The organism is Staphylococcus sp. FSL K6-3157, from assembly GCF_038005145.1.
Classification (GTDB): domain Bacteria; phylum Bacillota; class Bacilli; order Staphylococcales; family Staphylococcaceae; genus Staphylococcus; species Staphylococcus equorum.
The window spans coordinates 1,270,371-1,290,180 of record NZ_JBBOSM010000001.1 but is presented as its reverse complement, the minus strand read 5'-3'; the positions used below and the strand labels follow the sequence as shown (position 1 = coordinate 1,290,180).

At 32.3% G+C, this 19,810-nt stretch carries 22 protein-coding genes and 1 other annotated feature; of the genes, 1 reads left to right on the top strand and 21 read right to left on the bottom strand.

The features are described from left to right. Positions 1–3: 3 nt before the first annotated feature. The 17 genes from MHB47_RS06205 to MHB47_RS06125 form a co-directional block, all read right to left on the bottom strand. The gene (locus MHB47_RS06205; RefSeq protein WP_021339119.1) at positions 4–522 is read right to left on the bottom strand and encodes an adenine phosphoribosyltransferase; all 519 of its coding nucleotides are present in this window, start codon (positions 520–522) and stop codon (positions 4–6) included. 12 nt (positions 523–534) lie between these two features. Continuing rightward, positions 535–2,814, bottom strand: a complete 2,280-nt coding sequence (gene recJ / locus MHB47_RS06200) for a single-stranded-DNA-specific exonuclease RecJ (protein ID WP_340755704.1) — start codon at positions 2,812–2,814, stop codon at positions 535–537. Positions 2,815–3,134: 320 nt separating this feature from the next. Next, complete coding sequence (secDF, locus tag MHB47_RS06195) at positions 3,135–5,411, bottom strand: protein translocase subunit SecDF (protein WP_340755702.1); 2,277 nt, start codon at positions 5,409–5,411, stop codon at positions 3,135–3,137. 363 nt (positions 5,412–5,774) lie between these two features. Beyond that, positions 5,775–6,035: a preprotein translocase subunit YajC gene (gene yajC, locus MHB47_RS06190; RefSeq protein ID WP_002507416.1), complete on the bottom strand. Its 261-nt coding sequence runs from the start codon at positions 6,033–6,035 to the stop codon at positions 5,775–5,777. 18 nt (positions 6,036–6,053) lie between these two features. After that, complete coding sequence (gene tgt / locus MHB47_RS06185) at positions 6,054–7,193, bottom strand: tRNA guanosine(34) transglycosylase Tgt (RefSeq protein WP_002507415.1); 1,140 nt, start codon at positions 7,191–7,193, stop codon at positions 6,054–6,056. A gap of 20 nt (positions 7,194–7,213) precedes the next feature. Continuing rightward, a complete protein-coding gene (queA, locus tag MHB47_RS06180) occupies positions 7,214–8,239 on the bottom strand; it encodes a tRNA preQ1(34) S-adenosylmethionine ribosyltransferase-isomerase QueA (protein ID WP_340755700.1) in 1,026 nt (341 codons plus the stop codon). Between the two features lie 2 nt (positions 8,240–8,241). After that, positions 8,242–9,243 carry a Holliday junction branch migration DNA helicase RuvB gene (ruvB, locus tag MHB47_RS06175; RefSeq protein ID WP_021339116.1) on the bottom strand — a complete coding sequence of 334 codons (1,002 nt, stop codon included), beginning with the start codon at positions 9,241–9,243 and terminating at the stop codon, positions 8,242–8,244. Between the two features lie 31 nt (positions 9,244–9,274). Continuing rightward, positions 9,275–9,877 carry a Holliday junction branch migration protein RuvA gene (ruvA, locus tag MHB47_RS06170; RefSeq protein ID WP_002507412.1) on the bottom strand — a complete coding sequence of 201 codons (603 nt, stop codon included), beginning with the start codon at positions 9,875–9,877 and terminating at the stop codon, positions 9,275–9,277. Positions 9,878–9,889: 12 nt separating this feature from the next. Next, on the bottom strand, positions 9,890–10,345 hold the full coding sequence (locus tag MHB47_RS06165; RefSeq protein ID WP_040762881.1) for an ACT domain-containing protein: 456 nt from the start codon (positions 10,343–10,345) through the stop codon (positions 9,890–9,892). A gap of 11 nt (positions 10,346–10,356) precedes the next feature. Then, complete coding sequence (obgE, locus tag MHB47_RS06160) at positions 10,357–11,652, bottom strand: GTPase ObgE (RefSeq protein ID WP_340755696.1); 1,296 nt, start codon at positions 11,650–11,652, stop codon at positions 10,357–10,359. Between the two features lie 131 nt (positions 11,653–11,783). Then, positions 11,784–12,068 (bottom strand): 50S ribosomal protein L27, encoded by a 285-nt coding sequence (gene rpmA / locus MHB47_RS06155; protein WP_002507409.1) that lies wholly within the window; start codon positions 12,066–12,068, stop codon positions 11,784–11,786. A gap of 11 nt (positions 12,069–12,079) precedes the next feature. After that, positions 12,080–12,400 carry a ribosomal-processing cysteine protease Prp gene (locus tag MHB47_RS06150; RefSeq protein WP_002507408.1) on the bottom strand — a complete coding sequence of 107 codons (321 nt, stop codon included), beginning with the start codon at positions 12,398–12,400 and terminating at the stop codon, positions 12,080–12,082. Between the two features lie 2 nt (positions 12,401–12,402). Then, positions 12,403–12,711, bottom strand: a complete 309-nt coding sequence (rplU, locus tag MHB47_RS06145) for a 50S ribosomal protein L21 (RefSeq protein WP_002507407.1) — start codon at positions 12,709–12,711, stop codon at positions 12,403–12,405. 13 nt (positions 12,712–12,724) lie between these two features. Continuing rightward, positions 12,725–12,798: a sequence feature (ribosomal protein L21 leader region), on the bottom strand. A gap of 29 nt (positions 12,799–12,827) precedes the next feature. Continuing rightward, positions 12,828–13,352: a rod shape-determining protein MreD gene (gene mreD / locus MHB47_RS06140; protein WP_002507406.1), complete on the bottom strand. Its 525-nt coding sequence runs from the start codon at positions 13,350–13,352 to the stop codon at positions 12,828–12,830. Next, positions 13,352–14,194, bottom strand: a complete 843-nt coding sequence (mreC, locus tag MHB47_RS06135; RefSeq protein ID WP_064782858.1) for a rod shape-determining protein MreC — start codon at positions 14,192–14,194, stop codon at positions 13,352–13,354. The genes mreD and mreC overlap by 1 nt, the downstream gene beginning before the upstream one ends. 420 nt (positions 14,195–14,614) lie before the next feature. Beyond that, a complete protein-coding gene (locus tag MHB47_RS06130; protein ID WP_021339112.1) occupies positions 14,615–14,773 on the bottom strand; it encodes a hypothetical protein in 159 nt (52 codons plus the stop codon). Between the two features lie 70 nt (positions 14,774–14,843). After that, complete coding sequence (locus MHB47_RS06125; RefSeq protein WP_021339111.1) at positions 14,844–15,302, bottom strand: DUF4930 family protein; 459 nt, start codon at positions 15,300–15,302, stop codon at positions 14,844–14,846. Between the two features lie 147 nt (positions 15,303–15,449). Here MHB47_RS06125 and MHB47_RS06120 point away from each other — a divergent pair, with 147 nt between their 5' ends. Then, a complete protein-coding gene (locus MHB47_RS06120; RefSeq protein WP_071561853.1) occupies positions 15,450–15,629 on the top strand; it encodes a hypothetical protein in 180 nt (59 codons plus the stop codon). Positions 15,630–15,777: 148 nt separating this feature from the next. Here the strand turns inward: MHB47_RS06120 and MHB47_RS06115 are convergent, their stop codons facing one another. From MHB47_RS06115 to MHB47_RS06100, 4 genes are all read right to left on the bottom strand, one after another. Beyond that, entirely contained in the window at positions 15,778–16,059 is a 282-nt protein-coding gene (locus tag MHB47_RS06115) for a hypothetical protein (RefSeq protein WP_002507402.1), read from the bottom strand. Between the two features lie 154 nt (positions 16,060–16,213). Continuing rightward, positions 16,214–17,062: an aldo/keto reductase gene (locus tag MHB47_RS06110; RefSeq protein WP_021339109.1), complete on the bottom strand. Its 849-nt coding sequence runs from the start codon at positions 17,060–17,062 to the stop codon at positions 16,214–16,216. Positions 17,063–17,297: 235 nt separating this feature from the next. Further along, a complete protein-coding gene (locus MHB47_RS06105) occupies positions 17,298–18,569 on the bottom strand; it encodes a hypothetical protein (protein ID WP_340755694.1) in 1,272 nt (423 codons plus the stop codon). Between the two features lie 67 nt (positions 18,570–18,636). Beyond that, positions 18,637–19,701 (bottom strand): hypothetical protein, encoded by a 1,065-nt coding sequence (locus MHB47_RS06100; RefSeq protein WP_002507399.1) that lies wholly within the window; start codon positions 19,699–19,701, stop codon positions 18,637–18,639. Positions 19,702–19,810 lie beyond the last annotated feature (109 nt).

The following is a 19,810-nucleotide window of genomic DNA, read 5'->3' as shown; positions in this document are numbered from 1 at the left end:
ATTTTATTCGTCGTATGAGATTAAACTCATTACGTCGTAATCTTCTATTTTTTCAATACCGTTAAGATATTTAAGTTCAATGATAAATGCAATACCTACAACGATGCCACCTAATTGTTCAACAAGTTTAATTGCCGCTTCAATCGTTCCACCCGTAGCTAATAAGTCATCGGTAATTAACACACGTTGACCTGGTTTAAGCGCATCTTTATGCATTGTTAGCACATTTGTCCCATATTCTAAATCGTATTCGTAGCGAATTACTTCTCTTGGTAATTTGCCTTCTTTTCTAACTGGCGCAAAACCAATACCCATTGAATAAGCTACTGGGCAACCTATGATAAAGCCACGCGCTTCTGGTCCAACTATCACATCTACATCACGGTCTTTAGCATAATGGACAATTTGATCTGTAGCATAACCAAATGCCTCACCGTTATCCATAATTGTTGTAATATCTTTAAAGTTAACTCCAGGCTTTGGCCAATCTTCTACTTCCGACACATACTGTTTTAAATCCATTCAAACTTCCTCCTATTTATCTACCAGTTCAGACTTAATCCATTGCTTTAAATTATTAAAATCTTCATAAAGCAACATTTTTTCAACTTCAATTCTTTCCAAACGACCTTGATAATACTTACTCGATTCAATTGCTTTCTTAGTGGAGTCGCTATTTATCTTAATTATACCATTTTCATCTTTGATAAACTCTAAATCAAGGAAAACTTTCAAGATGAATTTAAGCATACTAGACTGTATATTTAAGTATTGGCAAAGTTGCATACCATCTTTAGCTAAATTAGTTTCTTTTTTCGTAGCTAATGCTTTAAAGCATTGTTTGAATGTTTCCATTTTGGGCATGCCTTCGAAATAAATCGAGCGTTCATGATTTAAAACAAGGTAAATTTGGGAAACCTCCACAGTTTTCAAAGTATCTTTGATTTCTTGTATCGAAGCAGGCAAATCACGGAACACATATTTATCATAATTTTGCTGAATTTCATCACCATAAAAGTAATAATTCTCGCCTAGTTTTTCGCTTTTTTTATGAATAAGATAAGCTACATCCGTTGAATTTTGCTCAAAGCCACTCACTTTACTTTTACTTCGATAATCAAGAATTTGTAAGTTATTACTTGATAAGTCTTGTATCATGAATTGAGGAGATTGAAAACCATTCCATTCATTAATCTGCAACGTACCAATACAATTAATCGGTTGTTGTTCTCCTAATTCTTTAACAAGGTGCCCGTTTTGCCAAAAGATAGCCTGTAATTGACTTTCACCCATTACGAGTTTGAGATGTTTCTGTTCTTGGCCAATTCCTTTTGCTTGATTGACATTAACATCTTGTAATTCAAAGCATGGACTAGAAAAGTCTGTACCAAAAGGGCGTAGTCTTTGAATATCTTGAATATTTTTTATTGTTATATCAGCTTCTGAAATTTTAACATCTACTTTTTTACGTGGCTCAAGTGATGTTGTTTCAGCAAGTTGAGTCATCCAATCATTTAATCCTTGTCTCAGTGTTTCAATGTGTTCTATAGGCATCGTTACACCTGCAGCCATATGATGACCACCAAATTTCGAAATTAAATCACCATGTGCATTCAAAACTTCGAACATTGAGACTTGAGCTATGCTACGAGCTGAGCCTTTTGCATGGCCTTGCGCCTCATCGACATTTAATATAAGCGTTGGTAAACTATACGTTTCTACAACTTTAGAAGCCACTATGCCTAAAACACCTTCATGCCAATTAGGTTCAGCTAATAATAAAAATTTAGCGCCTTGTTGTACTTGTGTTTCAGCAACTTGTAATGCTTCTTCAGAAATTTGTGCAACGATATCTTTACGCTCTTGATTAAAGAATTCAACTTGTTCAGCTAAAAAATCAGCTTCTTCATCTGTTTCAGCCATTAATAATTCTGCAGCAAGCGCAGCATCTTCAAGTCTACCTACTGCGTTTAAACGAGGGCCGATGATAAAACCGATTGTTTCTTCATTAATTTCATCACTGTAACCAGCTTGTTTTAAAATCGCCCTTATAGATGGTGGACAATGATCATTAAGAACTTCTAATCCTTGTTGAACTAAAGTTCGATTTTCATCCGTTAAAGACACTAAATCAGCAATTGTTCCTATAGCAACTAAGCCAAGGAAATATGCAGGTGGCTCATCCAATAAATTCTGTGCTAATTTATAAGCTACGCCTGCACCACATAAATATTTGAATGGATAATCAAATTCCGGATGCATCGGATGTACAATTGCATAAGCATTAGGCATTGTTCTACCAATTTCGTGATGGTCTGTCACAATTACGTCGACACCTAAATCTTGCACCATTTGTATTTCTTCATGGCCTTGTATGCCATTATCTACAGTAATAATGAGTGAAATCTCTTCTTCATAAGCATTTTTGAACGCCATTTCATTTGGACCATAACCTTCAGAGAAACGATTCGGTATATACCAACCTACATGTGCGCCCAACTCTTTTAACGTGTTTACGAGTATAGTTGTAGACGTTACACCATCTGCATCATAATCACCATACACTAAAATCTTTTGATTTTGATCTATCGCCAAATTAATACGTTCGACAGCTTTAGTCATATCGCTCATTAATAATGGATCATGTGTGACTTGAGTGCCTTTTAACAAAGCCTCAATTGATGGTTTATCAGTTAATCCTTTACTTTCTAAGATTTTCTTTACAATAGGAGTTAGCTTTAATTCTGATGAAACTTCCTCTGTAATCTCAGTTTCTGGTGCGTTAACATCCCAAGTATACTTGGATTTAATCATACTATTCTCCCTCATTTCCACAAGCAATTATACAAAAGATATTCGAAAATAAAAAGTACTTACATTTAAATAAGACTTTCTATTATATTTATACAGCGAATACCATATTTTTTAAAAAATTCACAAATACATCTTAACATGAAAAGCACTATACTTTAGCTTAATAACCATCATTCGTATTTAAAATTACTATATTCATTAATACCTTTTTTAAACTCATAAAAAAACAGCCCGAATTTTTAATTCGAGCTGTTTCACTTTATTTAAAATATTTTAGCTATAGTTTTCACTAGATTCAAAGTACTTACACCCTGTGCAACTTATACTAAGATTTTTTCATCATTTGATTTTTTCTCTTTATAGACGACAATCTTATGATCATCTGATTTTTTAAGTTGACGTTTCTTCATAATGCCCCATAACGGCACTGCGATAAATACAGATGAGAACACACCTGAAATCAGACCGATGAGTAAGGCTAATGAGAAGTTAAAGATACTTGGTGAACCAAATGCAAGTAATGAAATAACTACGATAACTACTGTTAAAACAGTATTAATAGAACGTGTCATTGTCTGACGAATCGATCTATTAACAATATCGTCTATTTGAGATTTCTTCGTAATCACTTTTAATTTGTGTAAGTTTTCTCGGACCCTATCGAATGTAACTATCGTATCATTGATAGAGTAACCAATAATCGTCAATACTGCTGCGATAAAGGTAATATCTACCTCTAATCTAAATAAACTAAATACAGCAACAATGATAAATGCATCATGTAGTAGTGCTAGTACTGATGATAGTCCCATACGCCATTCAAATCTAAATGTAGTATAGATAATAATACCAATAGCAGCATATACGAGTGCAAACATAGCGTTTTTAGCAAGTTCTTGACCAATCACTGGTGAAACTGTATTGACTGTTGGATCATTACCAAACTCATTATCTATAGTACTCTTAATTTTAGCAACTTCATCTTTAGATAAATCATTTTTAAATTGCACGGTTGCATTTTGCCCATTTTCACCTAAAGAAACCTGAGATGGTTTGAAATCTTTATCTTCAAGTGTTTGAGTTATTTTTTCCTCTGACACTTTATTTTCAGATTCAAAATCAACTCTCGTACCACTAGTGAAGTCAATACCTAAATTTAATTTAAAAATGAAGAGAATGATGGCACCAACAATGATTATAAGGATACTTAATGATAACAATGGTTTCGCTAATTTCATAAAGTCCCAGCGCTCATATGGTGTTCTCAAATCATGAATATCTTTTTCTTCATTGATATTATGAATGTCTTTCTTGTTTACACCAAATAACCAATATGATTTTTTGAAGTAATTAGATGACACAAGTAGTGATAATAACCATCTTGATAGGAATACTGCTGTTACAAAGATCATTAAAATACCGATAAGTAACATAGTCGCGAAACCTTTAACTGAACTTTCACCAAAGAAGAACAATACTGCGGCTGCGATAACAGTTGTTAACTGTGCATCGAAAATGGTTAAGAAAGAACTCTTATTCGCTTTTTTATAAGCTTGTTTAAGCGTCCGTCCAATTTTGAGCTCATCTTTAATCCGCTCATACATTATAATGTTCGCATCGACAGCCATACCGACACCTAACACTAAAGCTGCTAAACCTGGTAATGTAAGTACACCAGATATAAAGTTAAATGCTACCATTGTTAAGTATATATATACCGTTAGTGCAATAATTGCTACTAAGCCTGGCAAACGGTAGAAACCTAACATGAATAGATAAATTACTGCGATACCAATTACAGCAGCAAATACTGTTTTATCTAATGCATCTTGACCAAATTGTGCACCAACTGAATTAGAATAAATCTCATTTAAATCTACTGGTAAGGAACCGGCATTTAGTAAATCAGCAATTTGTTTTGCCTCTTTAATACCTTCTTCACCGTTAAATCCACCTGAAATTTCAACACTATCAGAGTTAATTGGTTTATCTACTGAAGCAGCTGAAACGAATTTCGGATCTTTTTTAGTCACTTCTTTATGGTAAGAATCACCTTTTTCGTAATCTAACCAAACAACCATGACGTTTTCATCTTTTTTCGAAATTTCTTCAGTTACTTTTTTAAATTTATCACTATCTTTTAATTGGAAAGTAACTGCTGGTTGATTCGTATTCTCTTTGAATTCTTGTTTTGCTGAACCTTGCTGAATATCTTTACCAGTCAATTTGATATTGTCATCTGCATCACGAATTGTTAAATTTGCTTGTGATGATAATACCTCTCGAGCTTCAGACTGGTTTTTAACACCAGCAAGTTGAACACGAATTCTATTTTTATCTTCGACTTGAATTTTCGGTTCGGAAACACCTAAGACGTTGACACGATTTTCAAGCGTTTTCGCTGTTGATTTAACCGCTTTATCGTCAATTTTATCATCTTTTTGTAAAGGATCTACTTGATATAAGACCTCAAATCCACCTTGTAAGTCTAAACCAAGACTAACGTCTTTAACTACACTCTTATAAGTAAATGCCATAGCTCCCAACAACAGAGCTACCAACACTATGAATGCAACTATTCTACTACTCTTCTTCACTTAAACACCTCATTGTAAGCTTATGTTATAAGAATACTTGATTAAATCATTTTAATGCAATTTTATACAATCTATACGTTCTTCTAAACGACCTTATTATCTTAACATATTACAACGTGTGTAAAAACTAACTCAACTATTTTGTATTCATAACTTAATTGTAAGCGTTATTAACTTTTTAAATTGTTACAAGAATATTACTCGTTTATACGTTAAGCTATGATGATTATATACTAGGTCATTTTAAATTATAACACTATATCAGCATATTGTTTAAGAAAGTATATATGATTTCCATTAATGTATCAGTAGAATATGCTAATAAAAAAAGAACTGATATTTTCATATCAGTTCTTTACTTTATTATGAAGGATCAACTTGTTTTATAGCAGGTTTTTCTAAAGTGATTTCAGTACCGTTGCCATTTAAAGTTAATACTACTGTAGTTTCATCTACTGCACGAACAGTACCTTTGATACCACCGATTGTAGTTACATGTTGGCCAGAACTTACTTGGCTAATCATTTCACGATGCTCTTTCGCTCTTTTTTGTTGTGGTCTGATTAAGAAAAACCACATTAATGCTAATAATAAAATTGGTAATATTAATGAAGTAAATTGCATTATTTTATTTCTCCCTTGTTAAAAGTTTTTTGGGTTGTCTACATTAAGTCCATACTGTTCAAAGAATTCTTCTTTAAAATCAAGAAGACGATCTTCACGAATAGCTTGTCGTACATTTTCCATTAATTTTAGCAAGAAATGTAAATTATGATAAGTAGTAAGACGGATACCAAAAGTTTCTTCTGCTTTAATTAAATGTCTTATGTAAGCTCTACTATAATTTTTACAAGTATAGCAGTCACAATTTTCGTCAAGTGGTCCTAAATCTTCTGCATATTTAGCATTTTTAATAGTCACTCGTCCATGTGAAGTCATACAAGTACCGTTACGTGCGATACGTGTTGGTAGTACACAGTCAAACATGTCTATACCTCGAATACTACATTCAATCAATGCATCTGGTGAACCCACACCCATTAAATAACGCGGTTTATCCTTCGGCATAAATTGTTCAGTATGCGTCACCATATCGTACATTACTGGCTTAGGCTCTCCTACAGACAAGCCACCAATTGCATATCCTGGAAAATCTAAAGCAACTAATTCCTCAGCACTTTGTTTTCTAAGATCTTTATATTCTCCGCCTTGTATAATACCAAACAAAGCTTGATCTTCAGGTCTCTTATGTGCTTTCAAACATCTCTCAGCCCATCTAGTGGTTCTTTCAATAGAATCTTTCACATATTTATATTCGGCAGGCATTGGAGGACATTCGTCAAATGCCATCATAATATCTGAACCTAGATCATTTTGAATCTCTGTAGCTTTCTCAGGACTCAAAAATAGTTTCGATCCATTTTTATGATGACGAAACTCTACGCCTTTTTCAGTAATGTTTCTCAAATTACTTAAGCTAAATACTTGGAAACCGCCAGAATCAGTCAGTATAGGACCATTCCAGTTCATGAACTGATGTAAGCCCCCACTCTTTTTGATAATATCATTTCCTGGCTGTAACCACAAATGATAAGTATTCCCTAAAATGATTTTCGCTTCCATCTGATGTAATTCTTCTGGACTCATTGTTTTAACAGTTGCTTTTGTTCCTACTGGCATAAACATCGGTGTTTCAAATGATCCATGAGGTGTGTGTACAATACCTAAACGCGCACCTGATTGCTTACAAGTTTTAATATGCTCATACGTTACTGCTGGCATATAAAATCTCCTTTCATTCCCTAAATAATTAACATTGCATCTCCGAAACTAAAGAATCTGTATTCTGATTTTACCGCTTGTTGATATGCATTTAAAATATAATCTCTACTACTGAAAGCAGATACTAGCATTACAAGCGTTGATTTTGGTAAATGAAAGTTTGTAATTAAACCATCAATTGCCTTAAATGTATAGCCTGGGAAGATAAAGATATCTGTCCAGCCGCTTTGAGCTTCAAATGCCTCATTTGTTTGCATAATCGTTTCTAATGTTCTAGTTGAAGTTGTACCTACAGAAATTACACGATGTCCTTTAGACTTGGTTTCATTTAACAACTTCGCTGTTTCTTGGTCCATTTGATAATATTCACTGTGCATTTCATGATCGTCAATATTATCTACACTTACAGGTCTAAATGTACCTAAACCAACATGTAGTGTAATGAATGCGATGTTAATACCTTTTTCTTTTATACGATTTAATAATTCGTCAGTAAAATGTAACCCTGCTGTTGGTGCTGCTGCAGAACCAGATGCTTTGGCATAAACAGTTTGATAACGATCTTGATCATCTAAGCGCTCTTTAATATAAGGAGGTAACGGCATTTCACCAAGCTCATCTAAGCGCTCTTGTAATATGCCCTCGTAATGTAGTCTCATTATACGACCACCTTGATTTAACTCCTCAATACACTCAGCAACTATTTTGCCATCACCGAACGATAATTTGTTACCAACTTTGATTCTTTTTGCAGGTTTTAATAATACTTCCCAATCATTACCAGAGATTTGTGACAGCATTAGCATCTCTACTTTTGCACCGGTTTCTTCTTTCAAACCAAACAAACGAGCTGGCATTACTCTTGTATCGTTTAATACAAGCGTGTCACCTTTATCTAAGTAATCAATGACATCTTTAAAATGTTTATGTTCAATATCACCAGTTTGTCTGCCAAGAACTAATAATCTACTCTCATCTCTGTTTTTCAGAGGTGTTTGTGCTATCAATGCTTCAGGCAAATGATAATCAAATGCTTCAATATCCAAGCTTATTCCCTCTTTCCATTCTTACTAAAATGTTCAAATGCATAAGGTGTCGCTTTCCGCCCTCTAGGCGTACGCTCAATGAATCCTTTTTGAATTAAAAAGGGTTCATATACATCTTCAATTGTAATGCGTTCCTCACCAATAGAAACAGCTATCGTATCCAAACCAACAGGTCCGCCTTTATACTGCTGCAATATACAATTCATCATTTTATGATCAATGTAATCTAGCCCTTCATCATCTACTTGTAATAACTGCAGAGATTGCTTTGTAGTATCTATGCTAATTGATTCATCTTCCTTCACTTGTTGAAAATCACGTACACGTTTTAACAAACGATTGGCAACCCTTGGCGTACCTCGACTACGTTTAGCTAATTCCGTTGCACTTTCTTTATCGATAGACGTTCCCAATACTTCAGCAGTACGCACAATGATTTCTTCTAATTCAGGTTCTTCGTAATACTCTAATCTGAGATGAACACCGAATCTATCACGTAAAGGAGCCGTTAAGCTACCTGCTCTTGTAGTAGCACCTATTAAAGTAAATGGAGGCAAGTCTATACGAATACTTCTTGCTTCTTCTCCTTTACCAATAACGATGTCCAAAAAGAAATCTTCCATTGCAGGATATAATACTTCTTCAACAACACTACTTAACCTGTGAATTTCATCAATAAATAAAACATCTCCCGGTTGTAAACTAGAAAGAATCGCCGCTAAATCACCTGGTCGTTCTACAGATGGCCCAGAAATCGTTCTAATATTTACTTCCATTTCATTCGCAATGATATTAGACAAAGTCGTTTTACCTAATCCAGGGGGACCAAATAATAGGACATGATCTAACGGCTCTTGTCTCATTTTAGCTGCTTTAATAAACACTTCTAAATTCGATTTAATCGCTGATTGTCCAATATATTGACGTAACCTTGTTGGTCGTAAAGAAAGTTCAAATGAAGATTCCTCTTCATGTACTGATTGGTCTACCATTCTATCATCCATTACATTCCCCCCTTTTTAAATATAGTAATATTTATGATATAAGTAATTGTAAACCTCTTTTAACTGCATCATCGACAGATTCAAATGATTCTTTAGTTAATGTTTTTTCGACTTTAGTCAATTCACGTTTAGAATAACCTAATGCTTCTAGTGCTAGCATTGCTTCTTTAACAATAGCAGTTGCACCATTACTATCAATTCCCATGTTTAATAGCTGACTGCTATCTACTTCGTTAATCTGCACTTTACCTTTAAGATCCAAGACAATTTGGCGTGCAGTTTTTTTACCTATTCCAGGGAATTGTGTTAAATAAGCATCATTTTCATTCTCGATGGCAATTTTGACGTCATTCGGAGAACTACTTGCTAAAATAGCTAGTGCAGATTTCGGACCTATGCCAGTTACTTTTATCAAGCTTAAAAACATATCTTTTTCTTCTTGATTTATAAAGCCATAGAGCAACTGTGCATCTTCTCTTACGATAAGTGAAGTGTGAATCACAACTTCTTGATCCATTTGTTTTTGAAAACGATAAGAATTAGGTGTTTGAATCTCATATCCTACACCTGATGCTTCAACCACCACGTGTGTAGGATTCAATACTGTTAATGTGCCTTTAATATATGCGTACAAGTTTACACTTCCTTATATAGTCATACTAATTAATTCAACTTTAGAAATATGATCAATAATTTTTAAAGCTTCCATTACATCATCAATTTCTAAATCCGTACCCTTGGCATCTAATGAAAGTGTGATTGTTGCTCTTCCATCCATTGGAATACTTTGGTGAATGGTTAATACAGATAACTGTAAACTAGATAATGTATTTAATACTTGTGCCAACATGCCTACGATATCATTGACATACAATATTAATGTAAACTCTCTCGTTGATTCCATTTTTTCATCAATCGGAAATATAGTATCTCGATATTTATAAAATGCACTTCTAGATAAATCAAACTGTTTGACTGCTTCAAATATGGACAATGACGGATCATTTTTTAATACATCTTTAATTTTTAAAGTTTTTACAACTGATTCTGGTAAAACATCTTCTCTAATTAAATAAAACTTTTTATAGTCTTTTTTGTCCAAATTAAGCACTCCTATTCAACAAATTCAAATTCTCCGCCAAGTATCCTTACAATATCACCATTTTCACAACCGCGTGCTCTCAACGCCTCATCAATGCCCATAGAGCGCATTTGACGTGCGAATCTACGTACTGCCGGGTCACTATTGAAGTCAGTCATCTTGAACATTCTTTCAATTGCTTTACCACTTACAACGTATGCAGCATCATCATCTCTAGTAATTGTGAAGTTATCTTGACTTGGCGTATGTTTATACAACACTCTGTTAACACCCAAGTCTTCCTCTTCATCTTTACTAAAGTCAATGTCTTTCACTTCTTCTAATTTATCTGCAATTGCATATAAGAGTTCGTCTATATGATCATGCATTACTGTAGATAAAGGAATAATATGAATACTATCATCATTCAATTCTTCTTTAAAAATTTCTAAGTTATCTTCAGCATTTGGCATATCCATCTTATTTGCTACAACGATTTGAGGTCTCTCTTCTAGACGATGTTCATAAGCACTTAATTCTTCATTAATTACTTTATAATCTTCAAATGGATCGCGACCTTCAGAGCCACTCATATCAATCATATGAACAATAACTTTTGTTCTCTCAACGTGTTTTAAAAATTGATGACCTAATCCTACACCTTCAGACGCACCTTCAATAAGACCAGGTAAATCTGCCATTACAAAACTTCTTTGATCTTTTGTGGAAACAACACCTAAGTTAGGTTTAATTGTAGTGAAATGATATGCACCAATTTTCGGTTTGGCTTTAGATACTATTGAGAGTAAGGTAGATTTACCCACACTCGGAAAACCTACTAATCCTACATCGGCTAGCAATTTTAACTCTAGCGTAACCTCTATTTCTTCACCTGGTTCTCCATTTTCACTAAAATCAGGTGCAGGGTTTCTTGGAGAAGCGAAACGAGAGTTACCTCGGCCTCCACGACCACCCTTAGCTACAGTTGCACGTTGACCATCTTCAACTAAATCTGCAACAACTTCCTCTGTTTCAACATTTTTCACAATTGTGCCTGGCGGTACTTTTAAAACTAAGTGATCTGCATTTTTACCATGCATATTACTTGTTTGACCAGCGCCACCTCTATTAGCCTTGAAATGTGTTTGATATCTAAAGTCTAATAAAGTTCTTAACCCTTCATCAACTTCAAATATAATTGACGCACCATTACCACCGTCGCCACCAGCTGGGCCACCAAATGGAATATATTTCTCTCTACGATAGGCTGTTATACCATTACCGCCATCACCTGCTTTGAGTGATATTTTAACTTGATCGACAAACATGATTTCACCTCTTTTTCTAAAAACTTAATTTCCATATCTTTTATATTATATCATTATCTTGCCTACTAGAAAATAAAGACAAAAAAATTAACACCAGAAGTCATAACTTCTGGTGTTAATGGTGACAAAAACTACTCAGCTGCTGCGTAAACAGAAACTTGTTTTTTGTCGCGACCTTTACGTTCAAATTTAACAACGCCGTCGATTTTAGCGAATAATGTATCGTCGCCACCACGACCAACATTTTCACCAGGATAGATTTTAGTACCACGTTGGCGGAATAAAATTGATCCACCTGTAACGTATTGACCATCAGCACGTTTAGCACCTAAACGTTTTGACTCAGAGTCACGTCCGTTTCTTGTAGAACTTACCCCTTTTTTAGATGCGAAGAATTGTAAGTTTAATTTTAACATTGGGTTGCACCTCACTTATAATTTAGTCTGATATTTTCTTTATATTCTTCTTCAATTGTTTGCAATGATACTAACATTGCCTGAAGAATTAATTGCGCTTTTTCATTTGTAGCATCGACACTTCTTACGTGGAAATGTCCACCGTCATCATTGTAATCAATGTCTGGCTTTTCGCTTGTTAATCCCATGATAGCATTAACGCTTCCGAAAATAACTGCGGATGCACCAGCACAAACTATATCATGCCCGTATTCGCCATGTTCTGCATGACCATCCATAATAACATCAGTTACTTGACCAGCTTCGTTCAATGTAACATCAACAGTAATCATGATTAAGCGTTGATTTTGTCGATAGTTAATTTAGTGTAAGGTTGACGATGACCTTTTTTACGTTTTGAGTCTTTACGACGTCTGTAAGTGAATACAGTGATTTTTTTACCGCGTCCTTCTTTATTAGCAGTAGCAGTAACAGTAGCACCCTCAACTGTTGGCGCACCAACTTTAACTGAGTCTCCACCTACAAATAATACTTTGTCAAAAGTGAATGTATCACCTTCGTTTAAATTTAATTTTTCAACGAAGATTTCTTGTCCTTCTTCAACTTTTAATTGTTTTCCACCTGTTTCGATAATAGCAAACATACTTTGCACCTCCTATAATTTTAAGTCACGCCAAATGCAGGTGACATAAATGTACTTGAACCTGAATCTGAGCGGTTGTATGTAGCTATGAACTACTCAACTACTGCATTTTAGCATTAGGATTTCTTACTGTCAATCTTCAATTGCACTTTTCTTAGGAATTTCATAATAATTGGGAATAAAATTGTAAGTAAAATTAAATTTAATATAAATGTAGGTATTAATCTAAATATAATAAAATCTATAAACACAAAATTAATAAGCCCTAAAATACTATACATAATTGCTACATAAATTTCTAAGAAGACTGTACTAAGTACAATAATGATAAACAGCATTGTATGATCTCTATAAAATGTTTTGAAGAAAAAGTCCATGATGACTACAAATAAAATATAGCCAAATAGATATAGACCATAAAAACTGCCGAAATATAAATCTGTAATTAGGCCTAATACTACTGATAAAACCATCGCTACACCAAAACTTCTATACACACTTAGCATCAAAATGTACATGATCGTTAAATGTGGCACGAAAATAATATCTTTATCTCCTATTTGCATTGGTATAACAAGTCCAATTGCAGTATCAATATAAAACAATACAATACCAATAAGAAAGTAGTATAATGCGCGCATTAATTATCCCCGCTTTCATTATCTGGTATTGTTTTAGGGTCTCTTTTAGCAACATAGACGTGGTTTAAGTCTGCTAAACTTGCAGCTGTCTTCACTCTTACTTCTTTAGATAAACCGTACTCATCATTTTCAACTTTAGATACTTCACCTATGTAAATACTGCTAGGAAGTTGATCTGCTAAGCCGCTCGTAACAACTTTATCTCCTTTTTTAATACTATCTTTATTATTTATATCTGTAATTACAAGTTCTTCATTCTTAGCATCATAATGATCTATTAAACCAAAAACGTTTTCTCCATCATGTTGGATGTTTACAGACAATCGATTAGCACGAGTGTTCGTTGAGATTAAATCTACTTGAGACGAGAATTGATTTACTTTAGAGATGCGGCCAACTAATCCTTCTGAAGTCATCACAGCCATATTGTTTTCTATTCCATCTTTAGAACCTTGGTTTATAACCAATGTATTCATCCATTGGTCAGGATTTCTAGATAGTACTGTGCCAGAAATCGGTTCATATTTTGAAATATCTTCAATATCTAATTCTTTTTTGTAAGTTTTATTTTCTGCTTTTAGTCTTTCATTTTCAGCTTCTAATTGCTTTACCTTACTACTTTGTTCTTCTGAACTTTCTTTTGCAAAGAGATTACCGATAGATCCTGTTACAAAATGTACAGGATAGCTGACTGCTTTTTGACCAAAAGCAACAGTATCTCCTACATACTGTTCTACTGGTGATTGCGTTTGTGAACGCAAAGATACACCAATTAAGGCTATAAACACAATGATTGCACACAGTATAACAATCAATTTGTTGTTTTTAAAAAACTTTGACAACCTGAACACCTCTATTAACCAACTATTTTATATTCTTATTATCATTTTATATCACTAGTGTTACGAAATAAAGCACGAACCCTAATATTCCACAACAAAATTTATCCTACGTTGAATCACTAGTTTAACTAGATTAAGCGAATACACTTCATGTTTTGATTAAAATGAAATAAATTAAACGATACATTGTATTATAACAATACTTACAGTCAATAGTGTATTAAAAAGTTTTGATTTTCTGAATAGTAATTAATATATTATTTTTGTTTAAAAATTAAGTTTAAATACTTTTTGAGGCAAACACATGCATTTATGGCTTATACACTTAATCTTTTTATATATGCTCATATAAGAATTACAATTGCCTTTAAGGTTTAAAGCATAAAAAAACGCCTCTACCATAAGAGACGTAAACTTACTTTAGTTATTTTCTTTTTCATCTGAATTGTTATCGTCAGTTGATTTTTTAGCTTTTTTCTCATCTTCTTCATATAATGTTTCTTTTTTACGCCAACGTGCAAATAAATTTTGTGCTTTAGCTTGCTCAGCCATTTTCTTATCTTTAGACTGTTCACTCATAATTGGACACCAACCTTTAACGTTTTTACTTATTTAAGGCTAACGCATTTTACCCTATAATTCAAACGCATTACTCGTAGTTAGATTGTGGTTGTAGTTCAATATGCGCTCCTAATTGATTTAAATCTTGTTCCATTTCGATTTCTGTCTTATAAACACGAAGTGAATCTGAGCCAAATTTATAGATAATAAACTCATCGCCACGTTGACCAGCCAAGTATTCATCAGTATAACCCATTCTTTCTAAACCTGAAACTGACATAAACTCTTTTTTATTAATCCAATCAAACACATTTTTCGTTTGACTAAATGGTACATTATTAAGGATGTCATTATCTTCTACTGAATACCGTTTGCCACCTGTCAAATTTTGTTGGGGTGCTTCATTATTCATAGATGGCTTATCGTCATGTACTGGGTTCCATTCTTGGTCTTTTAAAAAAGGTGCATATTTTAATGCGAAAAGTACAATTGCTACTATCGCTATGACAGCTATAATGTTTTTAACAATACTGAAAATAAACCGCATGAACCATCCTCCTATTAAGTCACTCTAAATTATAATTTTTCACGGTCGAATTATCATCAGTCTCTAGAAGTATTTAAAACTTAACTATAGACTGATGCATATGCCATATTTTCATAGTACAATGTTTTTAAAGGGAGTGAATACAGAATGAGTATTTTATCTATAATCCTGCTTGCACTCTTAGTCATACTACTATTTAGAGTAGGTTTATCAATTTTAAGATTTATAATATATATTGGGATTATTGTGTTATGTATATATTTGGGTTACCAAGGTATTCTTTGGTTAATGGAGAATTTTAACACTTATTTCAATTTCATAAATTAAAATTTTAGCGCTTAAGGATTAAATTATCCATTAAGCGCATTTTTTGTACTATTAGATTTAAAAATTTTATACTTTTACTTCAAATATGTAAAAATTACAAATTACCACTTACAAAACTTAACATATACTATAGAAACTTGTCATTTACTTACTTTCCTACACCATTACTTAACACTTGATAAACATAATAACAGCCACTTAATAATAGTGCCCATATGATCGCTACCGCTATAGCACTCAATAAATAAATCCATATCGAAGTTGAGGTGTGATTAAATACAACGAATAAAATAGTTGTAATTACAACCCCTATAACTGAAACAACTATGGCAATACCTGTTCTTTTCAAATTAATTGCTTGGCGCTTTTTGGTAAGTTGCATAAGATACACTACAGGTAACAATAACCCGATTAATAAGATACTTCCCAATATATAATCCTCCTTATATAACATCTTGATTATACATTACCTTGACGCATACCGGAAGATTAATGTACTCCATAAAACAAATATGTCATATGTAAAAAAAGACATCCCTTCATAAGAACAGGATGTCATTAATATATAATGTTGATTTAAATGCTTAAACAAACTCTTCATATTCACGCGGATTTTGACCTTCAACACGACCGCTTTCACCTTGATCTAAAGCATCAATCTTATCTAAGTCTTCTTGTTCTAATTCAAAGTCAAGATAATTATAATTTTCTTGTTGATGTACGTCATCACTCGATTTAACAATTGGAAATACGTGGTTTTGATTAACCCAGTTAATAATCACTTGAGCGGGCGTACGATCATATTTATCAGCAATAGCTTTAATCGTATCATTCGTAAGAACATCATTAATTTCACGTCCTAAAGGACTCCATGCTTCTGATAAAATACCTCTTTTATCATTTTCTGCTATTAAATCTTTATTATTGAAATACGGTTGTATCTCTATTTGATTGGTAGCTGGTGTCACTCCTGTTGCTTCAATAATTTCATCTAAATGTTCAGGCATAAAATTAGAAACACCAATTGTTTTAATTAAACCATATTTCTGTGCATCGACTAATGCTTTCCAGGCCTCAACGAATTTACCTTGTTTCGGATTCGGCCAATGTATTAAGTATTTGTCAAAATAATCTAACCCAGTACGATAAAGTGACTCTTGAATTAGATTAATCGCTTTATCATATTCATGAGCAGCGCCTGGTAATTTAGCACTTACATAAATCTGTTCTCGAGGAATTGACGAACGACGAATTGCTTCGCCTACCATACCTTCATTGTTATAATTAGTTGAAGTATCTATTAAGCTATAGCCTATATCAATTGCATTTATTACTTGATTAACGCCTTTTCCGCCTTGAATATTCACCGTTCCTAATCCTATATGAGGTAAAGTTGATCCATCATTTAAACGAAACTCATCATACATTGTCATTCATAATCCTTCCCTTCTTCCATGTATTTAAAAATCAGCATAAACAAGTTGATTTTATATTCGTTACTTTCTATTTCTACCCGTTTTAATAATTTAATAATCTGGGAAAATATTCAGACTATCAAAACCGATGGATGTTTTAATTTATATAATCGTTATATTATTTTTTCAACGACAAAAGACAAACTAAGTAATAACTGTATTAGTTTGTCTCCTTTTGATATAAAGTTAGTTTTTAGTACTCATTACTCTCTACTTCATACTTAATATTTAATTGTTTTAATAACTTATTTATTTCCAATTCCAATAACGGTTGTTCAATGTCTCTAACTAAATTTATATATAACTTATTATCATAACTTAACATACTGCAGTTGTATGGCGTTCGTGATCGAGTGTTAAGTATACAGTCTACTCTATCTATATATTTATCCATTTCCGTTGGCATTCGAATTAATCCTAAATTCGACAGAGTTAAGCATGTTGTTTTTTCGCTAAATAAAAATGAACGCTTAAGAAAATATTGCTTGATAAATAATGGCATCATTTTAATGAATATACTATTCTGTATGCTCACATTTTTCTGAATCCTTGTTCGTAAATTATCTTCCGATAATCCTGACTTAAGTTGATTATCAATAATTTTAATAATTTCATTCAAAGTATAATCTTGAACTTTAGGATTAATTTGAGGTTTCATATAGAGGACAAAATTACGTAACGTATTTTTATGGAACACATTTCTTAAATCAATAGGCAAGAAGATTTTAATATCTTTCTGACTTTGTGTTTTCATTTCCTCTTTTTGCAAATTTATTAGCCCCATAATTATCATTGAAGCTACTAAAACAGTTAAACTTATATTCATGTCTTTAGCTATTTTCTTTATATCTACTATATCAATAATATATTTTTCTGTTTTTAATTTGTTTATTGTTTTCCCTTTTAATTGGTACACTTGGTTATTCTTAAAAGTAACTTTATTTTTTTGTTTTATTTTAATATCTTTGTAGTTGTCTGCTATTTCATCTTTACTAGGATGCTCATTAGTATCTAATATATCTTCTCTATCTTTTAAATGTAGGCCTTCTTTTCGTTTAAGATATTCATAAACTAATGATTTCAAAAATACCATGCCACCTTTACCATCAGTCAATGAATGAAATAATTCAACATGTATACTTTTTTCTGAATATAATACGCGAAAACTACTTTTATATAAATCCTTTTTCGACATATACTTTAATAGTTTTGTATCTTTTTCTATAATGGGTGCTTTATAAACTGGTTCTAGATAATACCAAAAAATACCTTTGGATATTCTAGCTGCAATTGTAGGGAATCTTTCTGTAACTACATTTAAAGCCTCTTGTAATATGGCTGGGTGTATTTCTTCTTTTAAAGTAATAGATAACCTAAATATATTTAACCAGCTTTTATTATGAGAAGCCATATGAATAATTGCTGTGTTATCAAGTTTTACTTTATACTTTTTTCGATTATGCATATATTACACTCCTCTTAATAGTTTAGATTACCTATAAATATTCTGTATATATGACATGAATGCTATATTAAAAAGCAATTTCATAACAAAATTCTAATTTTCTATAATAATCATTTTCTACAAAATCAGTAGGTTTAACCTTAGTATTATTTGCTTCAAAATACTCTAGATTAGCTATTTTCAAAATGCTGTACACAAATTGAGAACAGAACATAATATTAGGTCTAATAGATGCCTTAGTTACAAGTCCTACTAAATTATAAGCACTACCGGCGTTATTTATTTCATTAATTTTTTCAATTATACGTTTCTTTTGTTCTTTCGTAGCTTTTATTTTATATACCATTATACTAGCGTCACTTTTTTTATTAAAAGACTCTAATTGTTCTTGGTTTAAACCAGGTAGAGTTAGATTTTCTCCACCATTGTAACTAATTGTTGTTTTCAGTTCTTTATCCAAACTAAGAGAAACATGATTATAATTTTTTTGAGTGAAAAGTGAAATTAATTCACTTGCAGAACTGCCTGTGCTAGATAAAACAATATACAAGTTTTCATCATTTAAACTTTTTTCACATTCTGCGAAATAACTTTCACTCAGCGCATTTCTATTTAAATATTTAATATAACTATGCCTAGGAATATCATTCGCAATTTCATGAATATTTTCTTTAGATAAAGCAGTTTTACTTTTACTAACGTTCTTTTTTAAACTGTTCCTTTTATTATTTATTTCTCTAATCATATCAAAACTAATTGATGTTTTACTGATCATTGAAAATTGATGTTCAAGTGTGTATATATAATGTAAGTACCTTACAAAGAACGGTACAAATATGATAATAATACCAATGATATTTTTTACTAAAAAGGCGAGCCAAATACTACTATTATTAAAAAATGTAGAAGCTATAAAAACTTCTTGTAGAATTAAGATTAAAGTATATATTGAAATGAACATGATTTTCACTTTCCACGAGTTCTTCGATACCAATATATGTATAATAAGAATTGAAGCTGATAAAGCAAATATGACTGCAAATATTGTAGTTGATTTAGTAAATAATAAAGATATTAATAAAATAATAATTAAAAATTGAATCAGTAATAAATATACTTTTTTGACTCTCATATAAATGTTCTCCTCCATAACTTTCTTTAATATAAAGTATATTTAAAAAATCAACAATCCAAAAGGTCTTTTAATTATCAAATTAATATGTTTTTAAAATATAGGATAA